At 64.9% G+C, this 24,543-nt stretch carries 24 protein-coding genes and 1 pseudogene; 18 read left to right on the forward strand and 7 right to left on the reverse strand.

What is annotated here, in order from left to right; translation table 11 throughout:
• On the reverse strand, nt 1–236 hold a 236-nt coding region (locus A9W99_RS26795), incomplete at its 3' end, for a hypothetical protein (protein ID WP_216639722.1).
• Nucleotides 237–375: 139 nt separating this feature from the next.
• Here A9W99_RS26795 and A9W99_RS09100 point away from each other — a divergent pair.
• Nucleotides 376–762 carry a hypothetical protein gene (locus A9W99_RS09100; protein ID WP_067375984.1) on the forward strand — a complete coding sequence of 129 codons (387 nt, stop codon included), beginning with the start codon at nt 376–378 and terminating at the stop codon, nt 760–762.
• Between the two features lie 9 nt (nt 763–771).
• Here the strand turns inward: A9W99_RS09100 and A9W99_RS09105 are convergent, their stop codons facing one another.
• Entirely contained in the window at nt 772–1,434 is a 663-nt protein-coding gene (locus A9W99_RS09105; RefSeq protein ID WP_067376106.1) for a DUF3060 domain-containing protein, read from the reverse strand.
• 51 nt (nt 1,435–1,485) lie between these two features.
• Here A9W99_RS09105 and A9W99_RS09110 point away from each other — a divergent pair, with 51 nt between their 5' ends.
• Nucleotides 1,486–2,505 (forward strand): NADP-dependent oxidoreductase, encoded by a 1,020-nt coding sequence (locus A9W99_RS09110; protein ID WP_067375986.1) that lies wholly within the window; start codon nt 1,486–1,488, stop codon nt 2,503–2,505.
• Nucleotides 2,506–2,508: 3 nt separating this feature from the next.
• Here the strand turns inward: A9W99_RS09110 and A9W99_RS09115 are convergent, their stop codons facing one another.
• The gene (locus tag A9W99_RS09115; RefSeq protein ID WP_253869703.1) at nt 2,509–3,924 is read right to left on the reverse strand and encodes an aldehyde dehydrogenase; all 1,416 of its coding nucleotides are present in this window, start codon (nt 3,922–3,924) and stop codon (nt 2,509–2,511) included.
• 125 nt (nt 3,925–4,049) lie between these two features.
• On the opposite strand from A9W99_RS09115, the gene A9W99_RS09120 reads away from it, so the two are divergent.
• From A9W99_RS09120 to A9W99_RS09180, 13 genes and pseudogenes are all read left to right on the forward strand, one after another.
• A complete protein-coding gene (locus A9W99_RS09120) occupies nt 4,050–5,315 on the forward strand; it encodes an aromatic ring-hydroxylating dioxygenase subunit alpha (protein ID WP_067375988.1) in 1,266 nt (421 codons plus the stop codon).
• Between the two features lie 4 nt (nt 5,316–5,319).
• Nucleotides 5,320–5,646 carry a hypothetical protein gene (locus A9W99_RS09125; RefSeq protein ID WP_067375989.1) on the forward strand — a complete coding sequence of 109 codons (327 nt, stop codon included), beginning with the start codon at nt 5,320–5,322 and terminating at the stop codon, nt 5,644–5,646.
• Nucleotides 5,643–6,905, forward strand: a complete 1,263-nt coding sequence (locus tag A9W99_RS09130; RefSeq protein WP_067375993.1) for an amidohydrolase family protein — start codon at nt 5,643–5,645, stop codon at nt 6,903–6,905. The genes A9W99_RS09125 and A9W99_RS09130 overlap by 4 nt, the downstream gene beginning before the upstream one ends.
• Nucleotides 6,906–6,919: 14 nt before the next feature.
• Nucleotides 6,920–7,372, forward strand: a complete 453-nt coding sequence (locus A9W99_RS09135; protein WP_067376108.1) for a MarR family winged helix-turn-helix transcriptional regulator — start codon at nt 6,920–6,922, stop codon at nt 7,370–7,372.
• A 119-nt stretch (nt 7,373–7,491) separates the two neighbouring features.
• Nucleotides 7,492–7,794 (forward strand): annotated as a pseudogene (locus tag A9W99_RS27170) (2Fe-2S iron-sulfur cluster-binding protein); the annotation flags it as partial.
• A 12-nt stretch (nt 7,795–7,806) separates the two neighbouring features.
• A complete protein-coding gene (locus tag A9W99_RS09145; protein ID WP_067375995.1) occupies nt 7,807–8,559 on the forward strand; it encodes an SDR family NAD(P)-dependent oxidoreductase in 753 nt (250 codons plus the stop codon).
• A gap of 13 nt (nt 8,560–8,572) precedes the next feature.
• The gene (locus A9W99_RS09150; protein WP_067375996.1) at nt 8,573–9,835 is read left to right on the forward strand and encodes an aromatic ring-hydroxylating dioxygenase subunit alpha; all 1,263 of its coding nucleotides are present in this window, start codon (nt 8,573–8,575) and stop codon (nt 9,833–9,835) included.
• Complete coding sequence (locus tag A9W99_RS09155) at nt 9,832–10,173, forward strand: hypothetical protein (protein ID WP_067376002.1); 342 nt, start codon at nt 9,832–9,834, stop codon at nt 10,171–10,173. The genes A9W99_RS09150 and A9W99_RS09155 overlap by 4 nt, the downstream gene beginning before the upstream one ends.
• 20 nt (nt 10,174–10,193) lie before the next feature.
• Nucleotides 10,194–11,039, forward strand: coding sequence for a TauD/TfdA family dioxygenase (locus A9W99_RS09160; RefSeq protein ID WP_067376004.1), 846 nt, complete (start codon nt 10,194–10,196; stop codon nt 11,037–11,039).
• An 18-nt stretch (nt 11,040–11,057) separates the two neighbouring features.
• Nucleotides 11,058–11,360 carry a DUF4286 family protein gene (locus tag A9W99_RS09165; protein WP_067376008.1) on the forward strand — a complete coding sequence of 101 codons (303 nt, stop codon included), beginning with the start codon at nt 11,058–11,060 and terminating at the stop codon, nt 11,358–11,360.
• A complete protein-coding gene (locus A9W99_RS09170) occupies nt 11,357–12,136 on the forward strand; it encodes an SDR family oxidoreductase (RefSeq protein ID WP_067376009.1) in 780 nt (259 codons plus the stop codon). The genes A9W99_RS09165 and A9W99_RS09170 overlap by 4 nt, the downstream gene beginning before the upstream one ends.
• Nucleotides 12,137–12,230: 94 nt before the next feature.
• Nucleotides 12,231–13,115 (forward strand): family 16 glycosylhydrolase, encoded by an 885-nt coding sequence (locus A9W99_RS09175; RefSeq protein ID WP_067376011.1) that lies wholly within the window; start codon nt 12,231–12,233, stop codon nt 13,113–13,115.
• A 123-nt stretch (nt 13,116–13,238) separates the two neighbouring features.
• On the forward strand, nt 13,239–14,063 hold the full coding sequence (locus A9W99_RS09180; RefSeq protein ID WP_067376015.1) for a family 16 glycosylhydrolase: 825 nt from the start codon (nt 13,239–13,241) through the stop codon (nt 14,061–14,063).
• A gap of 3 nt (nt 14,064–14,066) precedes the next feature.
• Here A9W99_RS09180 and A9W99_RS09185 read toward each other — a convergent pair whose 3' ends face one another.
• Entirely contained in the window at nt 14,067–15,554 is a 1,488-nt protein-coding gene (locus A9W99_RS09185) for a glycosyltransferase family 39 protein (RefSeq protein WP_082929923.1), read from the reverse strand.
• A gap of 80 nt (nt 15,555–15,634) precedes the next feature.
• Here A9W99_RS09185 and A9W99_RS09190 point away from each other — a divergent pair, with 80 nt between their 5' ends.
• Nucleotides 15,635–15,940, forward strand: a complete 306-nt coding sequence (locus A9W99_RS09190; protein ID WP_067241840.1) for a hypothetical protein — start codon at nt 15,635–15,637, stop codon at nt 15,938–15,940.
• A gap of 161 nt (nt 15,941–16,101) precedes the next feature.
• Here the strand turns inward: A9W99_RS09190 and A9W99_RS09195 are convergent, their stop codons facing one another.
• The gene (locus A9W99_RS09195; RefSeq protein ID WP_156623027.1) at nt 16,102–17,526 is read right to left on the reverse strand and encodes an amidohydrolase family protein; all 1,425 of its coding nucleotides are present in this window, start codon (nt 17,524–17,526) and stop codon (nt 16,102–16,104) included.
• Between the two features lie 126 nt (nt 17,527–17,652).
• On the opposite strand from A9W99_RS09195, the gene A9W99_RS09200 reads away from it, so the two are divergent.
• Complete coding sequence (locus A9W99_RS09200; protein WP_067376019.1) at nt 17,653–18,327, forward strand: GAP family protein; 675 nt, start codon at nt 17,653–17,655, stop codon at nt 18,325–18,327.
• On the opposite strand, the gene A9W99_RS09205 is transcribed toward A9W99_RS09200, so the two are convergent.
• Nucleotides 18,312–20,051 (reverse strand): FAD-dependent oxidoreductase, encoded by a 1,740-nt coding sequence (locus tag A9W99_RS09205; protein WP_067376021.1) that lies wholly within the window; start codon nt 20,049–20,051, stop codon nt 18,312–18,314. The genes A9W99_RS09200 and A9W99_RS09205 overlap by 16 nt on opposite strands.
• A gap of 65 nt (nt 20,052–20,116) precedes the next feature.
• On the opposite strand from A9W99_RS09205, the gene A9W99_RS09210 reads away from it, so the two are divergent.
• Entirely contained in the window at nt 20,117–20,905 is a 789-nt protein-coding gene (locus tag A9W99_RS09210; RefSeq protein ID WP_067376023.1) for a DUF5995 family protein, read from the forward strand.
• Between the two features lie 13 nt (nt 20,906–20,918).
• Here the strand turns inward: A9W99_RS09210 and A9W99_RS09215 are convergent, their stop codons facing one another.
• Nucleotides 20,919–24,404 carry a serine/threonine-protein kinase gene (locus A9W99_RS09215; protein ID WP_067376025.1) on the reverse strand — a complete coding sequence of 1,162 codons (3,486 nt, stop codon included), beginning with the start codon at nt 24,402–24,404 and terminating at the stop codon, nt 20,919–20,921.
• Between the last annotated feature and the right edge of the window lie 139 nt (nt 24,405–24,543).

The raw sequence follows: 24,543 nt of genomic DNA on the forward strand, positions 1-24,543 counted from the left end.
CGCTGGGCGGGACTTGTTCCGCCGAGCGTGGCGCCGATACCGGCCGCGGCGGCCGCCCCCCCGCGTCGCGCACCGGCCACGCGTGCGCCGGCGCCGAGGGAGCAGGCACCCGCACCGGCGGCGCCGCCTCCGCCGCCGCCGGCCGCGCCGCCTCCGCAGCCACCGGCCGCGCCGCCCACGCCGGCTGCTCCCGCCCAGCCACCGTTGACGATGTACTTGCACTTTCCGTTCGTCACCGTCCCGATTCCGATCAACCCGCCGCCGCCCCCGGCGCCGCCGCCCGGCCCTTAGCCGCTCAGCGGCCTACATGGCGGATCGCGTCGCGCGAGCGCACACTGGGCCATATCGCTTAGAGATCAACAGCGAGGAGGTCGCGTGGGCGACTACGGTGCATTCGGTTTTGATCCCGAGGACTTGGATCGGGTGATCAGGGAGGGCAGCGAGGGGCTGCGCGAGGCATTCGAACGGATCGGGCGGTTCTTGAGCGCGCCGGCAGGCACGCGGTCCGGGTGGTCGGCGGTGTTCGACGACCTGTCCCGGCGGCCGCGGCCGGCGCCGGAAACCGCAGGTGAGGCCGGCGACGGAGTGTGGGCCATCTACACCGTGGACGACGACGGCGGCGCCCGCGTCGAGCAGGTGTACGCCACCGAGCTCGACGCCCTGCGAGCCAACAAGAACAACGTCGACCCCAAACGCAAGGTGCGATTCCTGCCGTACGGGATAGCCGTCAGCGTCCTCGACGACTCCGAAGAGTCCGCGTAGTAATAGCCGTCAGCCCTGCTGGACGACGTTCGACTGGCCGGACTTCTTGATCTTCGGCGAGCCGGAGTGATACGTCACCTGGTTCTGCATACCGGACGCCTCGATGGTGTCGGCGGCGTCGACGGTGATCGAGTTCTTGACGCCGGACACACTCAGGCGCGTGCAGTGGCCGGTGATCACCACCGTGTTGGACACGCCGCTGACGCTGATCACGTTGTCGGTGCAGGCAATGGTCCGGGTCTCGCCGACGCCGGAAACGGTGAGGGTGGCGCCCGCCGGCGGGGCAGAGGACGTCTGGCCCGGCGCAGTCAGGGTGAGGGATGGCAGAGCGGGGGGAACCCTGACGCTCGGCATGGGCTGCGGCGAAGTGCTCAGCCGGCTGGTGCTCGAAGCCGGGGACCCGACCACCACTCCGGCATCGGGGAATCGGTGCACGGCAAACGCGGCGATCCCGCCGACCAGAATCAGGATGCCGACGACGAACATCGCCGCCACGATCCAGAACACGCGGCTGCCCGAGGACGAGGAGGCGGGCGGAGGGTAGATGCCGCCGTATCCGTACCCGGGCGATGGCGGCGGTTGGGTTCCTCCCAGTTCCGATGCGCGCGCGGCGTCGGCCAGCGGTTGCTCCAGCTGCCGGATCCGGGCTTCGGGGTCATCGTCCGGGTACATCCACAGATGCTCCCACATCCGGGGGGTCGGTTGCTTGGGTAGTTTCGGAGCGTGCCCGAATTGCCGAACCGTCAGATCCTGCTCCGCCGACGCCCCACCGGGCTGGTCGAGCCGGGTGACACCGAGTTGGTCACCTCGACGGCGCCCGAACCCGGCGACGGTGAGGCGCTGCTGCGCACCACCTATGTCGGCATCGACGCTGCGGCCCGCACTTGGCTCGACGACCAGCCCGGCTACCTGCCGCCGGTGCAGCTCGGCGAGGTCATCCGGGCGGCCGGGATCGGCGAGGTCGTCGAATCGCGTTGTGCCGCTTACGCCGTCGGCGACGTGGTCACCACGTTGACTGGCTTCCAGGAGTACGTGATCATCCGCGACGACGTGTTCAGCACGCCCATTCCCGGCGAGGACGATCAGTTGGCGATCATGTCGGTGTACGGCCCGACGGGCGCCACCGCCTACTTCGGGATGACCGACATCGGAAAGCCGCGGGCGGGGGAGACGGTGGTGGTGTCGGCAGCGGCGGGTGCCACCGGATCGGTGGCGGGGCAGATCGCCAAGATCGCCGGAGCGCGGGTAGTGGGCATCGCGGGCGGCTCGGAGAAGTGCCGGGCGGTGGTCGAGGATTTCGGCTTCGACGCGTGCATCGACTACAAGAACGACGACCTGCCCGCGGCCCTCAAGCAGCACTGCCCCCGGCGGGTGGACGTGTACTTCGACAACGTCGGCGGCCCGATCCTCGATGCGGTGCTGGGCCGGCTGAATTCCAATGCGCGAGTGGTGCTTTGCGGTGTCATCTCCAGCTATCTGACGGGGGAGCATCCGGGGCCGGCCAACTACGTGAACCTGCTGTCGAAGACGGCGCTCATGCAGGGGTTCAACGCGCTGCACCAGTGGGGCCGTTTCGACGAGGCCTTCGCCCACCTTCGGCAGTGGGAGGCCGAAGGCCGCCTGCGGCATCGGCAGACCATTTTCGAGGGCATCGAATCCTGTGTCGACGCGCTCAACGGGCTGTTCACCGGAGCCAACATCGGCAAGACGTTGGTCAAGCTCAGCGAACCCGCGACCGGCTAGCCGTCACCCGCTGGATGCAATCGCGATGGACTTGGCGTCCAGGTAGCTTTCCAGCCCTTCGGGGCCCAGCTCACGGCCGTAGCCGCTGGCCTTGACCCCGCCGAACGGTGCGAACGGGTCCATGGTGTAACCCTGGTTGATCCCGAGGGTGCCGGTACGCATGCGCGCCGCGAGTTCCAGCGCTCGGTCCGTGTCAGCGGTCCATACCGATCCGGCCAAGCCGTAATCGGAGTCGTTGGCAATGGCCACCGCGTCGGCTTCGTCGCGATAAGGGATGACCGTGATTACCGGACCGAAAATTTCTTCACGCGCAATGCGCATGCTGTTGTCGGCGTCGGCGAAAAGAGTGGGCTTCACATAGCATCCGCGGTCGATGCCGTCCGGCATGTCGGTGCCCCCGACGACAATTCGGGCGCCTTCGCGCTCGCCGATTCGGATGTAGTCCAAGACGCGTTCTTGCTGGCGACGGGAGACCAGCGGCCCCAGCTGGGTGTCGGGGTCATTGGGGTCGCCCACCCGCAGCCCGGCCATTTCGGACGCGAGCGCCTCGACGTATTCGTCGTGGCGTCGCAACGGCACCAGAACGCGCGTCAACGCATTGCAGATCTGGCCGCTGTTGGACAAGCTGGCCGATCGCACCCCGGCCGCGACCTGCTCAGGTACCGCGTCGTCGAGGATGATCGCGGCCGATTTGCCCCCGAGTTCAAGACTGACTTTGGTGAGATTGGCGGCGCACGCCGTGGCCACGGCCCGGCCCGCAGAGGTCGAACCGGTGAACGACACTTTGTTCACGCCGGGATGGCTGACCAGCAATTCCCCGACGGTGCTGCCGCCGGTCAGGACGCTCACCACACCCGGCGGCAGCTCGGCCTGGTCCAGTATTTCTGCCAAAAGCAGTGCATCCAAAGGGGATTCGGCAGCGGGTTTAAGGACCACGGCGCAACCGGCGAGCAGCGCGGGCACCAGCTTGGCGATAATCAGGAACTGCGGCATGTTCCACGGCACGATCGCGGCGACCACGCCGACCGGTTCCTTTCGGATCTGCACATCAGCGCCGAAGAACCCGGGCCGGGTCTCCCGCCATGGATGCCATTCGGCCAGGTCGCAAAAAGCGCGCATCATCATTGCCGGCAGACCGACCTGGGCACGCCGGGCGAAGCTGATCGGGGCACCGATCTCGGCGGTGATCGTCTCGGCCATCTGTTGTCGTCGTTGGTCGTACACGTCGGCGAGCCGACCGACCACCGCGATGCGCTCCGACGGTTGGTAATGACCCCACGGTCCCGTATCCAGTGCGGCGCGTGCAGCTTTGACGGCAGCATCGACATCGGCAGGTCCAGCGACCGCGACTTCGGCAATAGCCTGCCCGGTCTGGGGTGACACAACGTGAAAAGTCCCCGATTGCACGCGCTCGGTCACCCGAGCCTCCCATCCCACGAATATCAACTACTTGTGATTCAGGCGTCGAGCATATACCGTCGGCATCGACCGACTCCTATGGATAAGCCGGTGGCTGCTTGAGACCGGGACAGACAGGAGCGCCGATGGCTCGATTCCCCAAGCCGCCTGAGGGCAGCTGGACGCAGCACTATCCCCAACTGGGTACCGCGCCGGTGTCCTATGAGGATTCCATCAGTCCGGAGATCTACGCCCTGGAGCGCGAGGCGATCTTCAAGCGGGCCTGGCTGAATGTCGGCCGGGTGGAGCAACTTCCACGCAAGGGCAGTTACTTCACCAGGGAACTGAAGGTCGTGAACACCTCGATCATCCTGGTGCGCACGACATCTGGGGAGATCAAGGCTTACCACAACGTCTGCCGGCACCGTGGCAACAAATTGGTGTGGAATGACATGCCGTTCGAGGAGACACGTGGCATATGCCGCCAGTTCACCTGCAAATACCACGCCTGGCGCTACGACCTGGACGGCAACCTCACGTTCGTGCAGCAGGAAGACGAGTTCTTCGATCTCGACAAGAGTCGCTACGGGCTGGTGCCCGTGCACTGCGACGTCTGGGAAGGCTTCATTTTCGTCAACTTCGCCAAACAGCCCGAACAGTCACTGCGGGATTTCCTCGGGCCCCTGGTCCTCGCGCTGGAGGGTTATCCGTTCGGCAAGATGACCTCGCGCTGGTACTACCGCTCGACGGTGAAGGCGAACTGGAAGCTCTACATGGATGCGTTCCAGGAGTTCTATCACGCGCCGGTGTTGCATGCGAACCAGTCGCCGACGGCGTATTCGAAGGCGGCCGCCGAGGCGGGTTTCGAGGCGCCGCACTACCGGCTGGAAGGACCGCATCGGCTGGTCAGTACGTCGGGCGTGCGGGCCTGGGAGATGTCACCCGAGATGCGCAAGCCGATCGAGGACATCTGCCAGAGCGGGCTGTTCGGGCCGTGGGACAAGCCCGATTTGGGAGAGCTGCCGGCCGGGTTGAATCCGGCGAAATGCGATCCGTGGGGCCTGGATTCGTTCCAGCTGTTTCCGAACTTCGTGATGCTGTTCTGGGGGCAGGGTTGGTATCTGACGTACCACTACTGGCCGACGTCGTACAACAGCCATGTATTCGAGGGGACGCTGTACTTCCCGCAGCCGCGAACCCCGCGCGAACGGGTGGCGCAGGAATTGGCGGCCGTGTCGTTCAAGGAGTACGGACTGCAGGACGCCAATACCCTTGAGGCGACCCAGTCGATGATCGAGTCGCGGGTGATCGATCGGTTCGTGCTCAATGACCAAGAAATCCTGCTGCGTCACCTGCACAAGGAGACTGCGGCGTGGATCGACGAGTACCGCCGCACGAAGGCCGGGGTGTGAGCCCATGCCAATGCTGCCAACGGAATTCGCCGATCTCGAACCGTTCTCGGACTGGTGCCTGCCGTCGGAACCGCAGCGCTATGCCAAGCGGCTGGCCAGTTCGATGACGCAGATGAAGGCGTTTTATGACGCGATCACCCCGCGTGCCGAGGAAGCGCTCGCGTACTGCGACAAGTTCTCCCTGGACGACTTACCGGAAGACGTCCTCAACCTCATGCACCTGCTGTATTCGATGATCATGGTGTCGTTTCCGGTGGAGTGCTGGAAACAGCCGCGGGTTCCCGACTCGGGGGCATCCACTTTGGACTGCGTGTCCGAGCCGGTTCCGTGACCGTAACGACCGTCCTTCGCGCCGCCCGGTGGGCCGACGTCGAAAAGGGCCGGGTTCGCTCCCCGGCGGTAGTGGCGGTCGAAGGCAACCGCATTGCCGGCGTCAATCCTGCTGGGCCGGTGCCGGATTCGGCACGGGTCATCGATCTGGGGGACGTCACGCTGCTGCCCGGGCTGATGGATATGGAGCTCAACCTGTTCATCGGCGGCCCCGGGGGTCCCGAAGGGCTGCCTGCGCCCATGCACGGCGTGCAGGACGACCCGGCGTATCGCACTCTGCGGGCCGCGGTCAATGCGCGGACCACGCTGCACGCCGGCTTCACCACGGTGCGCAACCTCGGGCTCATGGTCAAAACGGGTGGCTACCTTCTCGATGTCGCCCTGCAGCGCGCGATCGAGCAGGGCTGGCACGACGGACCGCGTATCTACCCCGCCGGGCATGCCGTCACACCGTACGGTGGCCACTTGGACCCCACGGTATTTCAGCGGCTGGCTCCCGGCATCATGCCGCTCTCGGTGGCTGAGGGCATCGCCAACGGCGTGCCGGACGTGATCGCCTGTGTCCGCTACCAGATTCGGCACGGCGCCAAGTTGATCAAGGTGTCGGCGTCGGGGGGAGTCATGTCGCACAGCACCGCTCCCGGCTCGCAGCAGTACTCCGACGCGGAATTCTCGGCGATAGCCGACGAAGCGCACCGGGCCGGTTTGCGGGTGGCCGCTCACGCGGTGGGCGATACCGCGATACAGGCATGTATCCGCGCCGGCATCGACTGCATCGAACACGGATTTCTGGCCAGTGACGAGACGATCCAGATGATGGTCGACCACGGCACGTTCCTGGTCTCGACCACGTACCTGACCGAGGCGATGGCCATCGACCGGATCGCGCCGGAACTGCGCAAGAAGGCCGAGGATGTCTTTCCGAAGGCAAAGTCCATGCTGCCCAAGGCAATCGCGGCCGGCGTGCGCATTGCTTGTGGCACCGACGCACCGGCCATCCCGCACGGCCAGAATGCCAAGGAACTGGTCGCCCTGGTGCAGCGCGGCATGACGCCCATGCAGGCGATCCAAGCCGCCACTGTGGTAGCCGCCGAACTGATCGAGGCCGAAGACGAGCTGGGGCGGATCGCCCCCGGCTTCCTTGCCGACGTCATAGCCGTATCGGGAGATCCGGCGCAGGACATCGCCACCACACTCGATGTCTCGTTCGTGATGAAAAACGGGCACATCTATAAAAGCCCCTGCGCTACCGTCGAATGATGGCCGAGCCCGGCATGGAACTCACCGACCACATCCTGTGGCTGCTCAAGCAGGCCTTCTACTACTCGCTGACCACTATCAACGAGGCGATGAGCGTGCACGGCGTGAGCACCGCGCAGATCGGTGTGCTGCGCCAACTCGCCAACGAACCCGGCCTGTCCGGAGCCGAACTCGCCCGGCGCCTGCTGATCAGCCCGCAGGGGGTACAGGTCGCGCTCGCTTCGCTGGAACGACGCGGTCTGGTGGAACGGAAGAAGGATCCGCAGCACGGGCGCATCCTGCAGGCGTACCTCACCGAAGAAGGCCGCAGCGTCGCCGCGACGGTGGTCGGCAGCGCGTTGTCGGCTCACGAGCAGGTTTTCGGTGTGCTCAATGCGCAAGAGCAGGAGACGCTGCGCGAACTGCTGGGCCGGGTGGTCGAAAAGGGCACGGGCCATGAACTTTTCAGTGATCACGTCGAAGACTGAGGTGGGCCTGCGCCTACCATATGCCGCGAGTGTCTAGTACTTGAGATTAATGACAAGTAGTTGATACTCTTGCCGGGATGCCAGATTCCCGTGCTCTGCCGTACGCCGATGCCGCACCGGCGGATGCCGGTGCGCGCGGCAATGCCGGCACCGAAGCGGTGACGATCGAACTCGGCGGCCGGACCATGACGGTGTCGTACTCGGGCGGCGACACCTTGTTGCAGACCGCGCGGATGGCCGGCCTACCCGCTCCGTCGTCATGCGAAGTCGGTAACTGTGGAACATGCATGGCGCGTTTGACCGAAGGCTCTGCGCGGATGCTCAACAACGACGCCCTCGACGACGAGGAGGTCGCCGAGGGGTGGATCCTGACCTGTCAGGGTCTGCCGACCAGCCGGACCGTGCGGGTGGTCTACGAGTGAACAGGACCTCGAATGCCAACTAAGTCCAGGGTCGCCGTGGTGACGGGCGGTGCGTCCGGCATCGGCGAGGCCACCTGCCAGGAACTGGGGCGGCGGGGCCTGCAGGTCGCAGTGCTCGACGTCAACGAGGAAGCGGCCCAACGTGTTACCGATGAGCTGCGGGCCAACGGGGGCTCGGCTCTTGCGATCGGTGCCGATGTCACCGACCGCATCGCCGTCGAGCAGGCGTTCGCCAAAGTCCGCAGCGAATTGGGGCCGGTCTCGGTGCTGGTGACCAGCGCGGGACTGTTCGGCTACTCGGCGTTCACCGACATCACCACCGAGGCTTGGTCGCGAATCATCGACGTGAACCTGAACGGGACCTTCCACTGTTGTCAAGTTGCGTTGCCGGACATGCTGGCCGCGAAATGGGGCAGGATCGTGTTGATTTCGTCGTCGAGCGCACAACGCGGATCGCCCTTCGCGGCCCACTATGCGGCGTCCAAGGGCGCGGTGATCACGCTCGCCAAGTCGCTGGCCCGCGAGTACGCGGCGCAGGGAATCACGGTCAACACCATCCCGCCCTCGGGGATCGAGACACCGATGCAGCATCAGTCGCAGGCCGCCGGGTATCTGGGGTCCAATGAGCAGATCGCCGCGAATATTCCGGTGGGCTACTTGGGAACTGGTGCCGACATAGCCGCGGCGGTGGGTTTTCTCTGCTCGCACGAGGCCCGATTCATCACGGGTCAGGTTCTGGGTGTCAACGGCGGCGCGGTGCTATGACAGGGAGGACAACATGACACGATCGGCAAGACCAGCGGAGAGGTCCTGGACCGAGCACTATCCGGAATTGGGCACCGGGCCAATCTCTTTCAAAGACTCCACCTCGCCGGAGTTCTTCGAACTCGAGCGCGAAGCGGTCTTCAGGCGCGCCTGGCTCAACGTGGCCCGGGTCGAAGAACTGCCGCGGATCGGTAGCTATGTGACCAAGGAAATCGAGGTGGCACGCGTATCCGTCATCTTGGTCAGAGGTCGGGACGACGGCATTCGTGCGTTCTACAACGTGTGCCGGCACCGCGGAAACAAGCTGGTGTGGAACGACTTTCCCGGCGAGGAAACTCGCGGCACCTGCCGGCAATTCACGTGCAAGTATCACGGCTGGCGCTACGGTCTGGACGGCGCGCTGAACTTCGTGCAGCAGCAGTCGGAGTTCTTCGACCTCGACATGGCCGACTACGGACTGCGTCCCGTGCACTGCGACGTCTGGAACGGATTTGTCTTCATCAACTTCGACGACGAGCCGCGCCAAAGTTTGCGTGAGTTCCTGGGCCCGATGATTACCGGCCTGGACGACTACCCGTTCGGCAAGTTGACCGAACGCTACGAATGGGTCGCGCACAACAACAGCAACTGGAAGATCTTCGCCGACGCCTTCCAGGAGTACTACCACGTGCCCTCGCTGCATCCGCAACAGGTGCCGCCGGAGGTGCGCGACCCGAACGCCGGATTCACCTGCGGGCATTTTCAACTCGACGGTCCGCACCGCCTGGTGTCGACGGCGGGACGGCGCCGGTGGCTGCTGCCGCCGGAGTATATGTACCCGGTTGAGCGGGCCACCCGAAGCGGACTCGTCGGCCCATGGCGCACGCCCGACATCGGCGAGCTTCCGGCCGGCCTCAATCCTGGCGGCATCGAGCCGTGGGGGATCAGCAATTTCCAGATCTTCCCCAACACCGAAATCCTGATCTACGGGGGCTGGTACCTGCTCTACCGGTACTGGCCGACGTCGCACAATACGCACCGCTTCGAGGCGTACACCTATTTCCATCCGGCCCGCAACGTCCGGGAGCGCATCGAACACGAAGTTGCGGCGGTGGTGCTCAAAGAATTTGCATTGCAGGACGCAGGCATGCTCGGGGGGACGCAGGCCGCGCTCGAGTACGGCGTCGTCGACGAGTTCCCGCTCAACGACCAGGAAATCCTGGTACGCCACCTGCACAAGGTAGTCGTCGACTGGGTCGACGAATATCGGTCCGAACGGACGCCGGTAGGAGCATGACCATGTCAGATGCACGGCTGCCCAGCGCATTCGCCGAACTCGAGCCCTATGCCCAAACCTGGTGCTTGCCAACCGAAACCGACCGGTGGAACGCCCGAATGGCCAGCACCATGCCGGAGATGCAGGAGTTCCACGACGCGTTCTTGCCGCGGCTGGAAGAAGCCATCGAATACTGCGACAAGTTTCCGCTCGACGGTTTGCCCGACGATGCGCTCAACCTGCTGCACCTGATCTATTCGCTGATCATGGTCGCGATGGCGGTGGAGGTCATGCATCAGCCCGCCCCGGTCAATGCCGCTGACGCGGTGATGATCCGCACCGTCGAACCAGTGCCCTGAGTCGCCAGAGAGGCCGGGTTATGAGTCTGCTCACCATCACCAAGCTCACCGAGTCGGTCGGCGCCGAAGTCTCCGGCCTCGACTTGGCCGCTGCCGGCGACGACGAATCGATCGGCGCCGCTATCCTCGATGCGCTGGAAGCCAACGGAGTCTTGGTATTTCGCAACCTGCAGCTCGAGCCCGAGGCGCAGGTCGCCTTCTGCCGGCGCCTCGGCGAGGTCGATCACTCCTCCGACGGACACCATCCGGTCGCCGGTATCTACCCGATCACCCTGGACCCGTCGAAGAATTCGTCGGCAGCCTACTTGAAGGCCACGTTCGACTGGCACATCGATGGATGCACGCCCTTGCGTGAGGAATATCCGCAAAAGGCCACCATCCTGTCGGCGGTGCAAGTCGCCGACCGGGGCGGAGAAACCGAATTCGCCAATTCCTACGCCGCGTACGAGGCACTGACCCCGGCAGAGCAGGAGCGGTTCGGTGCACTTCGCGTCGTGCATTCGCTGGAGGCCTCACAGCGACGTGTCACGCCCGATCCCACTCCAGAGCAGCTGGCGCGCTGGCGATCCCGGCCCACTCATGAGCATCCGTTGGTGTGGACCCACCGCAGCGGCCGAAAGTCGCTGGTGCTGGGCGCTTCGGCCGACTACGTCGTAGGCATGGACGTCAAAGACGGCCGCGCTCTACTATCCGACTTGCTCGAGCGAGCGACCACGCGTGACCGGGTCTACAGCCACGCCTGGTCGGTCGGCGACACGGTCATCTGGGACAACCGGGGGGTTTTGCATCGAGCGGCCCCCTACGACCCGGATTCGCAACGCGAGATGTTGCGGACCACCGTCCTGGGCGACGAACCCATTCAGTAGCTACCAGGAAAGACGATAATGGCCAGAACCTTGTTATTTGTCGAAAGCAAGCCCGCCGCACCGGCTTTAATTGAGGAATATCACCAATGGCACGAGCAGACTCACATACCTGAGATGCTGAGCGTCGAGGGATTCGTCTCTGCGCGCCGCTGGCGTGCCGACAACGGCGAATCATTCATCACCCTCTACGAGATCGACACGGACGTCGACACTGCTCGTGCCAACCTGAACGCGGCGTTGCGCAGCGGGCAGATGTCCAGGCCGGTGGCCGTAGAGACCCAACCACCGCCGGTGATGCGTTACCTGAGCGCGATTCGATGACCCGATCACTGGCCGGTAAAGTTGCCGTGGTCACCGGCGCTGCGTCCGGTCTCGGATACGGAATCGCGTGTAGGTTTATCGACGCCGGCGCCGAAGTGGTGATCGCCGATGTCAACGACGAGGGCCGAGAATTGGCTGCGGGATTCGGCCCAAGCGCGTGGTTTCAGCACACCGACGTCTCGTCCGCCCACGATGTCAGCGCTCTGGTGCAGGCGACGGTCGAACGCTTCGGTGGACTCGACGTGATGGTCAACAACGCGGGAATCTCCAGCACGATGTACCGCAGTTTCCTGGATTACGATCTGGGCGACTTCGCAAAGGTGATGTCGGTCAACCTGTTAGGGGTGATGCTGGGCACGCGGGAAGCCGCGCGATACATGGCTGCCCACGACGGCGGCAGCATCATCAACGTGTCGTCGATCGGTGGGCTGCAACCCGGTGCCGGAGTCGCGACATATCGTGCCTCCAAAGCAGCGGTCATACACTTCTCGAAGAGTGTGGCCGCCGAACTTGCGCCGCTTGGCGTCAGCGTGAACTGCCTTGCGCCGGGCGGAATTCCCACCCCCATCCTCGCGTCCTCGGTCCGCGGACTAAGCGCGGAGGCCGTCGACAAGTTCGTGGCGAAGACGCGCGCGAAAATGCGCGAGGACCGGCCGCTGCCCAGGGAGGGAACCCCTGACGATGTCGCCGAGGCCGCGCTGTACTACGCCGCGTGCACCAGCATCACGGGCACGGTGCTGCCTATCGACGGCGGAACGTCGGCCGCCGACTCGTGACCTCGCCCCGCCGCCGGGGTCGAGGAACTCGTGGCAGCGGGTGCCCGCCGCCTCGCCTGCTTCAGCGCGGTCCATCACGGGCTGATATCGTCCCTTGCTTGTGCCTGACATTGATCGTCGACGCATGATGCTGGCGACGGGATTTGGGGCTCTGGCGGCCATGATTCCCGTTCCGAATGCAGGGGCTGTTCCGTTGCGTTCATCGCCCCCAGCTGCACCGGCGCCCCCACCCGCTGCGCCGGTCGCGCAGACTGGGGCGTACCTGTTTCACGACGAGTTCGACGGCGCGGCCGGTTCGTCGCCGGACCGGTCGAAGTGGATCGTCTCCAACTTCCGGACGCCGATCCGCAACCCGGTCAACTGGGACAGACCCGAATTCTTCGGCCAATACCGGGACAGTCGCGAGAACGTGTTCCTGGACGGCAAATCCAACCTCGTGCTGCGCGCCACCCGAGAAGGCAGCGCCTACTTCGGCGGCTTGGTGAGTGGCACCTGGCGCGGAGGCATCGGAACCACCTGGGAAGCCCGTATCAAGCTGAACTGCCTAGGCCCTGGCATGTGGCCGGCGTGGTGGTTGTCCAATGACGACCCCGGCCGCAGCGGCGAGGTCGATCTGATGGAGTGGTACGGCAACGGGGAGTGGCCGTCGGGGACCACGGTCCACGCAAACCCGGTGGGCACGGCATTCGAGACCCACCCCATCGGGATCGACGGCGGCTGGCACAACTGGCGGGTCACGTGGAACCCCAGCGGCATGTATTTCTGGGTCGACTACGCCGACGGCGCGGAGCCATATTTCAGCGTTCCCGCGACCGGCATCGAGGATCTCAACGATCCGATCCGGGAGTGGCCGTTCAACGATCCCGGCTACACGATGTTCCCCGTGCTGAACCTCGCGGTTGGCGGTTCAGGGGGCGGGGACCCGGCACGCGGGAATTATCCGATGGAAATGCTCGTCGACTGGGTTCGTGTCTTTTGATGCGCAACGGGGGTGGGCATGGTTTCATAACACCGTTTGCGGCGTTGTCCAGGAATTGCGCAGGGGAGCTTGTGAGGGAATTCCGAGTCGGAGGTCCCGGTCTAACGATTGGTGGTATTTGAGATGGATCGTCGCCACATGTTGTTGACGACGGGGCTCGGCATGCTGGCGGCTGCAGCGGCGATGCCCTTGCCCGAAGCCCTGGCGTACCCGTCGCAGCCGGAGGCACCTGCGGGCGCCGGTGGGCCCTATATTTTTCAGGACGAGTTCGACGGCCCGGCCGGCGCAGCCCCCGATCCGGGGAAGTGGACGGTGCAGACCTGGCAGGACGACGTCTTCCCGCCTGTCGTGGGGATATACCGCGACGATCGCCGAAACGTATTCCTCGACGGCAATTCCAATCTCGTCCTCCGGGCCACCCAGGAAGGGGGCGACTACTACAGCGGCAAACTGCGAGGCAACTTTCGCAGCATGATCAACCAAACATGGGAAGCCCGGATAAAGCTGGACTGTTTGTTCCCCGGCCTTTGGGCGGCGTTCTGGGGTGTCAACGAGGATCCTCTGCCAGACGGCGAGGTCGATATCTTCGAGTGGTACGGCAACGGCTCCTGGCCCCCGGGTAGCACCGTCCACGCGGCATCCAACGGCAAGACCTGGGAGGGGAAATCGATTCCCGGATTGGTGGACGGCGGTTGGCACACCTGGCGAATGCGTTGGGCTGAGGACGGATTCCAATTCTCGCGCGACGGGGCACCGTACTTCAGCGTCCCGCCGAAGCCCATTCACGTCTATGGCGGCCCTCCTGAGGACAAGCGGTGGCCGTTCAACAATCCCGGCTATTGGATGACTCCCATGTTCACGCTGGCGGTGGGTGGCGTCGGTGCCGGTGATCCTGCCCTAGGTACCTACCCGGCATCAATGCTTGTCGACTACATCCGTATCTATTGAGCCTCAGCGCTCGGCTTTGATCACCTGAACCAGGTTGAACTGCCAGCGCTCGACGAGCCGGAAGCCCAGGTCTCGCGGAACCGTGAAGGCCGGTGTTGCGCCGTAGCGCGGGCCGGGCGGAATTGCCGCCCCCTGCTCGTGGGCGGGCGCCGACTCGTCGGCCTGGGTGATGATCCACACGACGCGGCAGTTGCCCAACGGTCGCGCGACGACCTCCGGAATCAGGTTGGTGTCGAAGACGTCGTTGCGATCAGTTGCTCGTTGCCAAAGGGTGAGATCGATCAGCTTGCGGTAGGCATCGGGGCGCGCCGCCATCAGGGGGCGCATCGGTGCGGGCATGAACGTCACCGTGTCGTTCACCAGCAGGCAATCACCCGGTGCCGTCTTGACGGTGATCAGGTCGGCGACTTGGCTGTAGTCCATTCCGTATTTGGCATACGGGTTACGTTGCACCCGAACATAATTCGGTGCCGCCACAACGGCGAACAGCGTAACGAGGGCCGTCGCTACCCAGGGCCTGACCGCCACCGCGCCAATGCAGACCCCAAGTACCAGCGCCATCGCCGGGGCGGTGAAGCACAGGTAGCGCGGCGTGTAAACCGGGTGGGCCAGGGCCGACCAAACCACGATCAAAACGGTTGGTATCACCAGCCAGGACACCGCCAACGTCAACAGCTGTCGATCCCCGGCATCCAGCCGACCGGATGTGTAGCGCCACAAGACAATAGCTGCCGCCATCACCAATGCCGAAAGCACCGCGAAGAGCGGGTTTCTCTCAAAGTACTGCTGGACCACCACGTCTTCGATCGTCCGGCGCCCGATCGGAGCTATCCACTTGATCTGCTGAACTTGTCCGACCACCTCGATCACGAACGGCGACAGGGCGCAAACCGCCACCACCGACGTGACGGCGAACGGCACCAGCACTGGTCGATTTCGCCTGAAGGTACACATGAAAACGACATGCGCCGGCAAGACGAGGGCCAGATACATGTCGAGCAGGATCGAAAAGACCAGGGCGATCCCGTAAACCAGCCAGAGCCAACGGCTTTCCCGGCGCGCGGCGACAACGAGGAGGACGGTCAGCCACACCGCGGCCATCATTGACATGGCGTAGGGGCGAGCCTCGATGCCTGCCCACGTCGTCCGGGGTAGGACCGCGCAGACGAATCCGGCACTCAAAGCCGCAGTGCGCGAAGAGAACTGCTTCCCAAGCACCACAACCCCGGCTGCGGTCGCCCCAGCGGCCAGACCGCTCGGCGCACGCGACCAGAATTCCGTCGGCGGAAAGATCTGGAACCAGCCGTGCATGGTCACGTAGTACAGGCCATGCACCGCGTCGACGTTTCCCAGCATCCGCCACAGTTGTCCGAGCGAGCGACTGTATGAGGCGGAAATGGTCGCGGCCTCGTCGTACCAGAAGGACGGGCGGCCGGCGCCGGCCAGGCTCACCGCCGCGGCAAGAATTCCGACGATCAGCGGATCCAGCACGCCAGGGCGCCACCTGGTACCCCGGCCCGACTGCACCTGACCATTCTCCACAGCAGCCTATTCGAACGTATGATCGATGAATGGCTCCGCTCGGGTCTATCGGATACAACGGGCAACCGGTCCGCAACCCGTTTCGGGTGGTGCGCCCGCCCATCCCGGTGCTGGTTGACCTGACCGTGCTCTTTCCGCGCGAACCGCACCGCTCGGGCCATTACCAGCCCAACGGACTGCAGCTGCACAAGGTCGTCGAGGGTCGGCTTAGCTGCTGGGGCATCTGCGAGCAGGGCGACTGGTGGGGGCTGGTGACCTACCCGATCGCCTATGGGTCCAAGCGGAAGACCGTGACGCACTGGGTGCCGGCGTGGACCTTGCGCCAGAAACGCTGAAGGCGGCCTATTTCAGAAGCGGCGCGATGCGTTTCTCATGGGCCTCATGCGTCAGAGATTTTCCGAGGTGTGTCCATTTGTCCGCCTTCGAGCGACAACCGTTGCGCGGCAAGCCAATTGTCGCTGTGAGGTGGAATAAAAGACACGAACCTCAGCCAGCTTCAGCCTTGGACTTTGCCCGGCGGGGGCTGCAGGCGGCGTCCTTGGACGTAGGTCTCGGCGATCGACGTCTCCCGGGTCCTCATCAGCAACCCGAACAGCGTCTGGTCCCGGGCCATCACCGGGTCGTCGGACCGTACGCCCTGGGTGATCACGGCCTTCAGCGCCGGTGTGCGGGTGGGGTCGACTACGACGAAGTCGGCGTCCTTGCCGACGTCGAAGTTGCCGAAACGATCCTCCATGTCCAGGACACGCGCGCCGCCGAGTGTTCCGATGAACAACATCTCGGCGGGGTGCAGGGAAACTCCGGCTTCACCCGCTTCGGAGATGTGCACCTTGAACGCCGCCGCCAGCACCTGCGGTATCGGCCACTCATCTCCGCCGCCGAAATCGGTTCCGGCGGAGATGTTTACTCTGGATGCCACCGTCCGCAGCCACGGCATGGTCCCCGAGCCCAGGAACTGTTGCGAAATGGGGCAGTGCGCAATGGAAGTGCCTGTCTCGGCCATCCGCTGCAGTTCCACGTCCTGGCAGTGCACGGCGTGCGCCATGATGCTGCGCCGCCCGAGCAACGTTGGTCCGCCCACTTTCGATCCGGGCAGGAATTTGCCGTCGTAGGTGTCCAGGTAGGTTTCGACCTGGTAGGTCTGTTTGGTCTCGTCCACTTCGCCGGTGCCCGGCCGGTTGTTCTCGTTGAGATGGGTGTGGAAGTACACTCCGCGGTGGCGTACCGAATCATAAAGCTCGCCAAGGCGTTTCAGCGTCTGCGTTGTCACGGCCAGGGAGAAGCGCGGGACGATCGCGACTTGTAGCAGCGCGGTGTGCGGATCGCCGGTGTCGGCCGCGTGCCACTTGTCGATCTCTTCGCGGGTCAGCCGGATCGCGTCGTCTTCCGACGTCATCAACGGCGCCGCCGCCTTAGGCCCGACGGTCTGGATGCCGCGTCCGCTGACAATGCGCAGGCCGCGCTGGCGGGTTTCGGTGAACAACGCGTCTTGGGCATGCGGAAACGGGGACCCGAAGACCATGGCCGCAGTGGTTCCCGACGCGACGCGCCGGTCGCAGAACTCGATCGCCGCCCGCCGAGCGAAGCCCGGGTCGGCGAAGCGAGCTTCCGACGGATAGATGCAGTCGGTCAGCCACTCCAGCAGCTGTCCGCCACCGTATGAGTCTCCGGCGAACGTCTGAGGGAAGTGCACATGGGTGTCCACGAACCCGGGCAGCAGAAACCCTGGCCGGTGATCGGACACCGCCGCGGCGCGGTACTGGAACGGGATGTCGGCGCGTTCACCGCAAAACGCGATCCTGCCGTCGTCCTCGACAACCAGCGCGCCCTCCGGAATCGACACCAGCGCCTGGGCGGCTTCGGTGATCAGCGGAGCGCCGGCGAGGTGGAAGATGTGTCCGAGATGAATGCGGCTTGCCACTGGGACCTCCCGTTGCGCGCAGTTCGGCTCACCACGCCGGATCATCACACGCGCGGCGGGATGGCGCCACGCGAGCGCGGCGATTCTGCCACCACAGCGCCTGTGGCAATGCGATGATTGCTGCCCGTGGCAGGAAGCTGGGGAGCCGTGACGGCCGGGCTCATTTCACTCGGACTGGTCATCTCGCTGTCACCGATCACGATCATCCCGGCGGTGCTGGTTTTACAGGGGTCGCGACCGCGGCCGAGCAGTCTGGCCTTCCTTGGCGGTTGGTTGCTGGGACTGATGGTGCTGACGGCGATCTCCGTGCTGGCCTCGCGAGCGCTCGGCGGCCTGCACAAGTCGCCGCCGCTGTGGGCGTCGTGGCTGCGAGTGGTTTTGGGGTCGGCTCTGATCGTCTTCGGTATCTATCAGTGGCTGACCCGGCATCGCCGCAGCGAATCGCCACGCTGGATGCGCTCATTTGCCAACATCACGCCGGCGCGTGCCGCCGTCACGGGGGCAGTGCTCACGGTGGTGCGACCCGATGTGTCGCTCATTTGCGTGGGCGCCGGACTGGCCATCGGCAGCAGCGGGCTCAGCATCGCCGGGCATTGGGTGGCGGCCGCCTTTTTCGTCGCCGTCGCCGTCTCCTCGGTCGCGATCCCGATCTTGGCCTATCTAGCTGCCGGTGACCGGCTGGACGAACCGCTGACGCGGCTCAAAAACTGGATGGAGCAAAATCATGCCGGCCTCATGGCCGCCGTATCGGTAGTGATCGGCCTGATGGTGCTCTACCACGGAATTCACGCTCTGCAGTAACGGTCGAGCAACGCGAACGCGGGCCGCCCGTGGTGGGCGAGCGCGAGCAACGTGCGCGCGGCCAGGTCTGTCGGCTGCAGCCGGCCTGACGGGGTCGCCTTGACGGGCAGTTTGACGTCGAGGCCGAGTCGCCAGCGCACCGCGTCCAGCATGCGGAACGGGGCCAGTACCGGCGGCTCCCACAGCGGCCAGACACCGCAGGGCTTTGCGTGCGAATTCGCCGCTTTGAGTATCCCGTTCACCGCCCGCCGCGCGGCCTCGTTGGCGCCTTCCATCGTCGCCAGGTCGGTGTTGGTCTGGACGAAGTCGGAGGCGAGGAAGAAGTTTGGGATCTTGGTGACCGCGTCCGGCCGGTTGGCCCACGAGCCCGCCGTGTTGACCAGCAGCGGCTCGGCGTTGGTCGCCTTGCCCGGGTTGGGCATCTGGATATCCGGGTCGAGGAACCAGGTGACGACGTTCTTCTTTTTCAGCACACCCTTGTCGATGTGGTCGCGGATCTGCGCCCACACCTCGTCGTGAATCTCAGCCCTGGAGCACTCGCGGGCGGGTTTCTTGTTGTGCGTGCCCGGTGTGCACCAGTCCGAGATGTCGACCGACAGGATTCCGCCCACCCGACCGTTGCCGAGACCGCTGAAATCGATGCCGTGCCAAAACTGCTTCTGCGAAATCGCGGTGAGCGCCCACGCGGAGTCGATGAACAGAATGTGTCCGTTGACCAGCGGCACGTCCTCGTGAAGGTAGAACATCATCCCGTTCATCCAGCGGATCTGCAGCTTTTTGTCTTTCACGGGTCGCAGCCGCGGTTCGGCTTCGATCAGTTTGTCGGTCAGCAGCAGTCGCAGCCGCTCGAGGGGCATCGCCGAAACGTAGTAGTCGGCTTTGACCTTCTCCCGGTGAGCGCCCTTGCGTACGGTGACGCCGGTGATACGGCGCCCGTCGCAGTGAATCTCCTCGATTGAGTGGCGCACGTGTAGCTCGACGTCGCGGCTGCGCAGATAGCTGACCCACGGATCGATCCACATTTCGCTCGTCGGCCCGGTCAGCACACCGTCGGCATGCTTGCCCGGGATGCTGGTGCAAAACATCAACTGCCACAGAATCGAAGCGCCGGTGCGCGCCGACATCTCTTCTGCGCGTGCGGCTACGAGCGTGCGGGTCATTCCGGTGGCGATGAACTTCTTGAAGGCCGCCGACCGGTGTTCGGCGTCGACGAAGTCCATCCAGGACATGCGTTCCCACTGCCCGATCCGGCGTTCTTGGCATGAGGTGAGATAGGTCAGCATCTGCTCGAAGAACGCGACCATCTCGTGCGCCGGAATGCCGATCTGGGTTCCGATGGTCCAGATGAAGTTGGCCGTCAGCTTGAGGTCGTCCAGCGATGCGGGCGGCAGCATGGGGCCGATGATTTCGTTGCGTCCCTCGGCCTGAGCGATCATCATCAGTTTCGGCGTGTCGAGGTGGTCGTGAACCGTTCCCTGCCCATCCGGGATGCGGCGCATCGTGTCGTAGAGGTGCTGATAGAAGCCCGGGAAGAAACGAAAGCCGTGCTCAGCGGGGAGATCCGCTCGCCCGGCTTTTCCCGAGCCGGGCACCGGCATCGATCGCGCCTTGCCGCCGAACACGTCCCGATGCTCGTAGACCTTCACCTTGAATCCGCGCTCGGCGAGTTCGTGCGCGGCGCTCAGTCCGCCGACGCCACCGCCAAGCACCGCAACGGTCTTCACGGCCGGGAGATCAGGTTCGGGCGCGTCGCGGCACCACTGCGCACGCCGCTGCGATACTTGGCCACATGCCGCCGAACCTTACTCCAGTCGACGACGTCCTCGACGAAATTCGGTCGATCATCAAATGGTGCAAGGAATCTGCGAGCCCACTGGGATACTTCGCCGCGCTGTATCTGCGAGTCACGCTGGCCATCAAGCAAGCGATCCAGGACGACAGATTCGACGACGGCAAGCGGATGGTGGACTTCGACGTGACGTTCGCGCGCCACTACTTCGACGCTTTCTATGCGCACCGCGACGGCAAGAAAGTCCCGCCGCAGGTGTGGCAGGTCGGTTTCGAGGACCACGACGGGAAAGATCCCCTGATCATTCTGCAGCAGCTGATGACCGCGATGAACGCGCACATCGACCTCGATCTGGGCGTTGTCACCGACGAGATTCGCCGCAAGCACCCGAAGGCGTCGGTGCAGTCGCTTCACCACGACTTCACCGCGGTCAACACCGTGCTGAGCAGTCAGATCCCTGGTGTTCTCAATGCGATCTGCGGCGTCTCGCCAGGCACCAAGACCTACCGAAAGTGGGCGGGCGACAACTTCATCAAGGCGGGACTGGGAGTGTTTCGCGAAGATGCCTGGCGGTTCGCCTGCGCGCTGGCCGCTCTGCCGGCGGCGCAACGAAAGAACATGATCGCGCTCCGTGACACCATGTGCGCCCCGCTGGGCAGGTGGTACATCCACCCGGTGCCGTCGGAGTGGATCGTCGACGACATCCGGCAGCAGGAGTCCACCGACGTTGTCCACATCATCGATGTGCTGGCAAGCAAACCGGCCGTAGCGCCCAAGAAGCTGTGGTGATCTGCGAGGGCGGTCAGGGCTGCCGCTTGAAGCGCGCGATCTCCGCTCGGGCGCGGTTGGCCCACAGGGGTGTTCGCATCTCCTCGAAGGCGCGCAAGGCTGCAGCCAATGTTGCCGTGGCGGTTTCGTGGTCGCCACACCGATGCTGCAGCTGCCCGAGCAGTAGCTGAGTTCGGGCCCGTTCGAACGGCATCGGCAGCGAATCGTGAGCGGTCATGGCCTGGTGCGCCATCCGCTCGGCCGCGTCGAGGTCACCCTGGGCGGCCAGCCACATGCTGCGGCCCCGGGCACCGACCGCCAGCAGCCAGGATCGGTTCAGCCGCAGGCCATTTTGCTCCAGCACCTCGATCAGCGGCACCGCTTCGTCGAGGCGGCCGAGTCCGACCATCGCCTCGATCGCGTCGGGTAACTGCCAGGTCACCATCAGCTCTACGCCGTGGGCTGGGTTGAAGTTGGCCAGCAGTGGTTCCAGCACGGTCAACGCCGCCTGATAATTCTCGAGTGAGACTTCCAGGAAACCCAATGTCTGAGTGGGCCATTCGGCCATCCGTGCCGACTCGCAGCGCTGGGCGCGCGCGATAACGGCGTCGGCGTCGGCGCGCGCGTCGCGAACCTGGCCGACGTAGGCGTTCACCAGCGCCCGGATTGTCAAGGGGATGATAAGGATATCTTCACCGCCGAGCTGCTCGGCGTATTCCACTGCTTCCGAGGCGTTTTGGATGGCGCTGGTGAACTCGCCACGCCAAACATCGATCAGCGCAAGGAATCCGGACACGGCCATCATGTCACGTTCAGCGCCGCGCTCCAGGCAGTGCTTCCCGAGATCCTGCACGAGGACGCGCCCTTCGTCCAAGCGTCCTGTCCAGGCCAGGATCATGGCGTTGACGAGGCTGGCGCGAAAATAGATCGGCGCATCGACGTCACGGTCTTCGAGCTCCAGGGCGCGCCGCAGCGCAGCGTGATCCAGCCCGGCTCCGTGCGAGAAACTGACGAACGACCAATACGCCAGCGCCTGGCTCGTCAGCGCCGGCACTCCGAGTTGCTCGGCAATGGTCACCGCCTCACGCGCATGATGGAGCGCTTCGTCGAACTCGCCGGTGTTGACCTCGGCCATCGACAGCATCAGGTCGGTGCGCGCCAGCATTGCCGGATTGTCTTTGGCGTCGTCGAGGGCGCGCTTGAGCAGGCTTGCCGCTTCGTCAAACCTGTTGTCGTAGATGCGAATACCGGCAAGGAGGTTGTAGGCCAGCGCCCGTAGCGCCCCCGGCCGCATCTTATCTACCACGGGTTCGAGCACCGTTCGGGCTTGTTCGGTGTTACCGGCCTCGAAATGCAGGCCCGCCGAATGTATCCGGCGCGACGGTTTGTCCCCGCCGAGTCCTATTGCCAGATCGAGTAATTCGGCTGCCGCTGCGGGTGCTCCGCGGGCCCGGGCGGCGGCCGCGGCATCGTCGAGTGTGTGCAAGATCTCGGGATCGGCGCTCACCGTGGACAGCGCGAGATGTCGTGCCTTCAGCTCGGGCAGCACCACCACCTCGGCGAGCGCGCGATGCATGCGCCGGCGCCGGGCCGGCGTCGCGGCGGTGTACACGCCGCGGGCAAGCAGTGGGTGCGAGAACCTGACCCGGTTGCCGTCGAATGCAACTATGCCGTTGCCTTCGGCTTCCTCGAGCAGCTCCACGGTCTGCTCGACACTGGACCGGGTGACTTCTGCGAGCAGCTCCACTGTCGGGTCGGCGACACACGCGACCGCCAGCAACACGTCCAGGACGTCGCCTTCGAGGCGACCGATACGTCGACTTACCAAGTCTGTCAGCGTGCCGGGCAACGCCAGTTCGCCGCTGGGTGAGGTATCGCCGATGGTGCGGGCCAGTTCGATTGCGTAGAAAGGGTTTCCGCCGGATATCTCGGCAATCCGCACCAGATTCCGTCGTGGTAAGGCGCGGCCGAACTTATTGCCGATCAGCGTGCGCAAACCGTCCAAACCCATGGGGCGCACCTGAATTCGCTCGATAGCGTCGGCCCGGCCCAGGTCCAACCAGGGTGCTACGGCATCGGTGTCCGAGGCGACGCGCTCGGCCACCAGCACGCCGACCGGGCCCCTCAGTCTGCGGGCCGCGAAGGCCAGCGCCTCTTTGCTGGAGGTGTCGAGCCATTGCGCATCGTCGACGGCCACCAGTACGGGCCCCTCGATCGCCACTTTCTCCAGCACCGACAGAAATGCCGCGGCGACCACACGCTGGTCGGTGGGCGGCCCAGTACCGTTGGCGCGCAGCAATACCCGGTCCAATGCCAGGCGTTGCAGGGGCGGCAGGCCGGCGAAGACGTCAAGTTCGATATCGGCGATCAGGTCGGCCAGCGACGCGTAGGCCAGCACCGACTCGGTTGCCCCGACCCGCGCCGAGAGCACCCGGAACCCCCGCTCGGCAGCCTCATCCAGCGCCGCCTGCCACAACGTCGTCTTGCCGATGCCCGCCTCGCCGGCAATGACCAACCCCGAGACCCGAGCGCTCGCCGAGGCCAAGAAGTGGGTGACCGCGTGCAACTCGACCGCGCGGCTCACCACCCCGGCAGCCGCAAACTCGATAGCTTCCGAGGGGCGTTGCTCGGTTGCCGGTGCGTCGGCGTCCTGCGGTGCGCGTCCCGGTGGGGGCCAGTTGATCGTTGCCGCCGCCTGTACCGAAGAAGGCGGTGTGCCCAGGGCGTCGCGGGCCGCGCGCGCCAAATCCGTGACGGTCGCGTATCGCTCGTCGGGATCTTTGGCCATGCCTTTGGCGATGACGTCGTCGAAGGCCTTTGGGACCGAGCGGATGGTCGACGGTCGCGGCGGTGGGCTCGCGAGGTGGCCGGCGAGTTGCTGGTCGACGCTGTCGCCGGGGAATGGGCAGCTGCCCGTCAGGCACTCGTGCAGCACGCACGCCAGCGAATACACATCTGAGCGGGTGTCGACCCGGCCGTTGGTGAACCGCTCCGGCGCCATGTACTGCACCGTCCCGATCAAACCGCCGCTGGTCGTCAAGCCCGCCTCACCGGTGACGCGAGCGATCCCGAAATCGATGAGGTAGGCGAAGTCGTCGTCGGTGACCAAGATGTTCGACGGCTTGACGTCGCGGTGCACCAGGCCGGCGTCGTGAACGGCCTGCAACGCCTTGGCCGTTTGTTCGACGATCAGCACGGCGCGCATCGGATCCAGCGGGCCGGCCGAAACAAGCGCGTTCAAGTCGCGGCCGTTGATCAGTCGCATGTCGACGAAGAGCCGGCCTTCGATCTCGCCGTAGGTGTGGATCGGCAACACGTGCGGCTCGCTGAGCCTAGCGGCCGCGTGCGCCTCCCGCCGGAAGCGCTTTTTGAACGCGGCGTCGGCCGCAAAGTGCGACGGAAGCAGTTTCAATGCCACAACGCGATCGGTGGCGGTGTCGTACGCGCGCCACACTTCTCCCATGCCGCCGCGAGCGACCATCTCGATCAGCCGGTACTGCCCGAACGGAGTCCCTTTCACAGCGTCTTTTCCAGGTCCTTCCCAGCTAGACCGGCGATCACTACCTTGGCTGAACGATAGACCTCGGTCACCGGCGGCCGCAGCCACTCGCAACGCCTTGCGTCGTCCGGGTTCGTCGTGACGGGCCGTTAGGGTGGAG

The sequence above is a fragment of the Mycobacterium sp. 1164966.3 genome, assembly GCF_001665395.1.
Lineage (GTDB): Bacteria > Actinomycetota > Actinomycetes > Mycobacteriales > Mycobacteriaceae > Mycobacterium.

Bases quoted from the DNA above. Each gene is read 5' to 3' on its own strand.
- A9W99_RS09160 (WP_067376004.1), top strand. From the start codon at position 10,194: ATGAGTCTGCTCACCATCACCAAGCTCACCGAGTCGGTCGGCGCCGAA.
- A9W99_RS09120 (WP_067375988.1), top strand. From the start codon at position 4,050: ATGGCTCGATTCCCCAAGCCGCCTGAGGGCAGCTGGACGCAGCACTAT.
- A9W99_RS09190 (WP_067241840.1), top strand. From the start codon at position 15,635: ATGGCTCCGCTCGGGTCTATCGGATACAACGGGCAACCGGTCCGCAAC.
- A9W99_RS09105 (WP_067376106.1), bottom strand. From the start codon at position 1,434: ATGTACCCGGACGATGACCCCGAAGCCCGGATCCGGCAGCTGGAGCAA.
- A9W99_RS09210 (WP_067376023.1), top strand. From the start codon at position 20,117: ATGCCGCCGAACCTTACTCCAGTCGACGACGTCCTCGACGAAATTCGG.
- A9W99_RS09150 (WP_067375996.1), top strand. From the start codon at position 8,573: ATGACACGATCGGCAAGACCAGCGGAGAGGTCCTGGACCGAGCACTAT.
- A9W99_RS09180 (WP_067376015.1), top strand. From the start codon at position 13,239: ATGGATCGTCGCCACATGTTGTTGACGACGGGGCTCGGCATGCTGGCG.
- A9W99_RS09135 (WP_067376108.1), top strand. From the start codon at position 6,920: ATGGAACTCACCGACCACATCCTGTGGCTGCTCAAGCAGGCCTTCTAC.
- A9W99_RS09145 (WP_067375995.1), top strand. From the start codon at position 7,807: ATGCCAACTAAGTCCAGGGTCGCCGTGGTGACGGGCGGTGCGTCCGGC.
- A9W99_RS09155 (WP_067376002.1), top strand. From the start codon at position 9,832: ATGACCATGTCAGATGCACGGCTGCCCAGCGCATTCGCCGAACTCGAG.
- A9W99_RS09125 (WP_067375989.1), top strand. From the start codon at position 5,320: ATGCCAATGCTGCCAACGGAATTCGCCGATCTCGAACCGTTCTCGGAC.
- A9W99_RS09170 (WP_067376009.1), top strand. From the start codon at position 11,357: ATGACCCGATCACTGGCCGGTAAAGTTGCCGTGGTCACCGGCGCTGCG.
- A9W99_RS09165 (WP_067376008.1), top strand. From the start codon at position 11,058: ATGGCCAGAACCTTGTTATTTGTCGAAAGCAAGCCCGCCGCACCGGCT.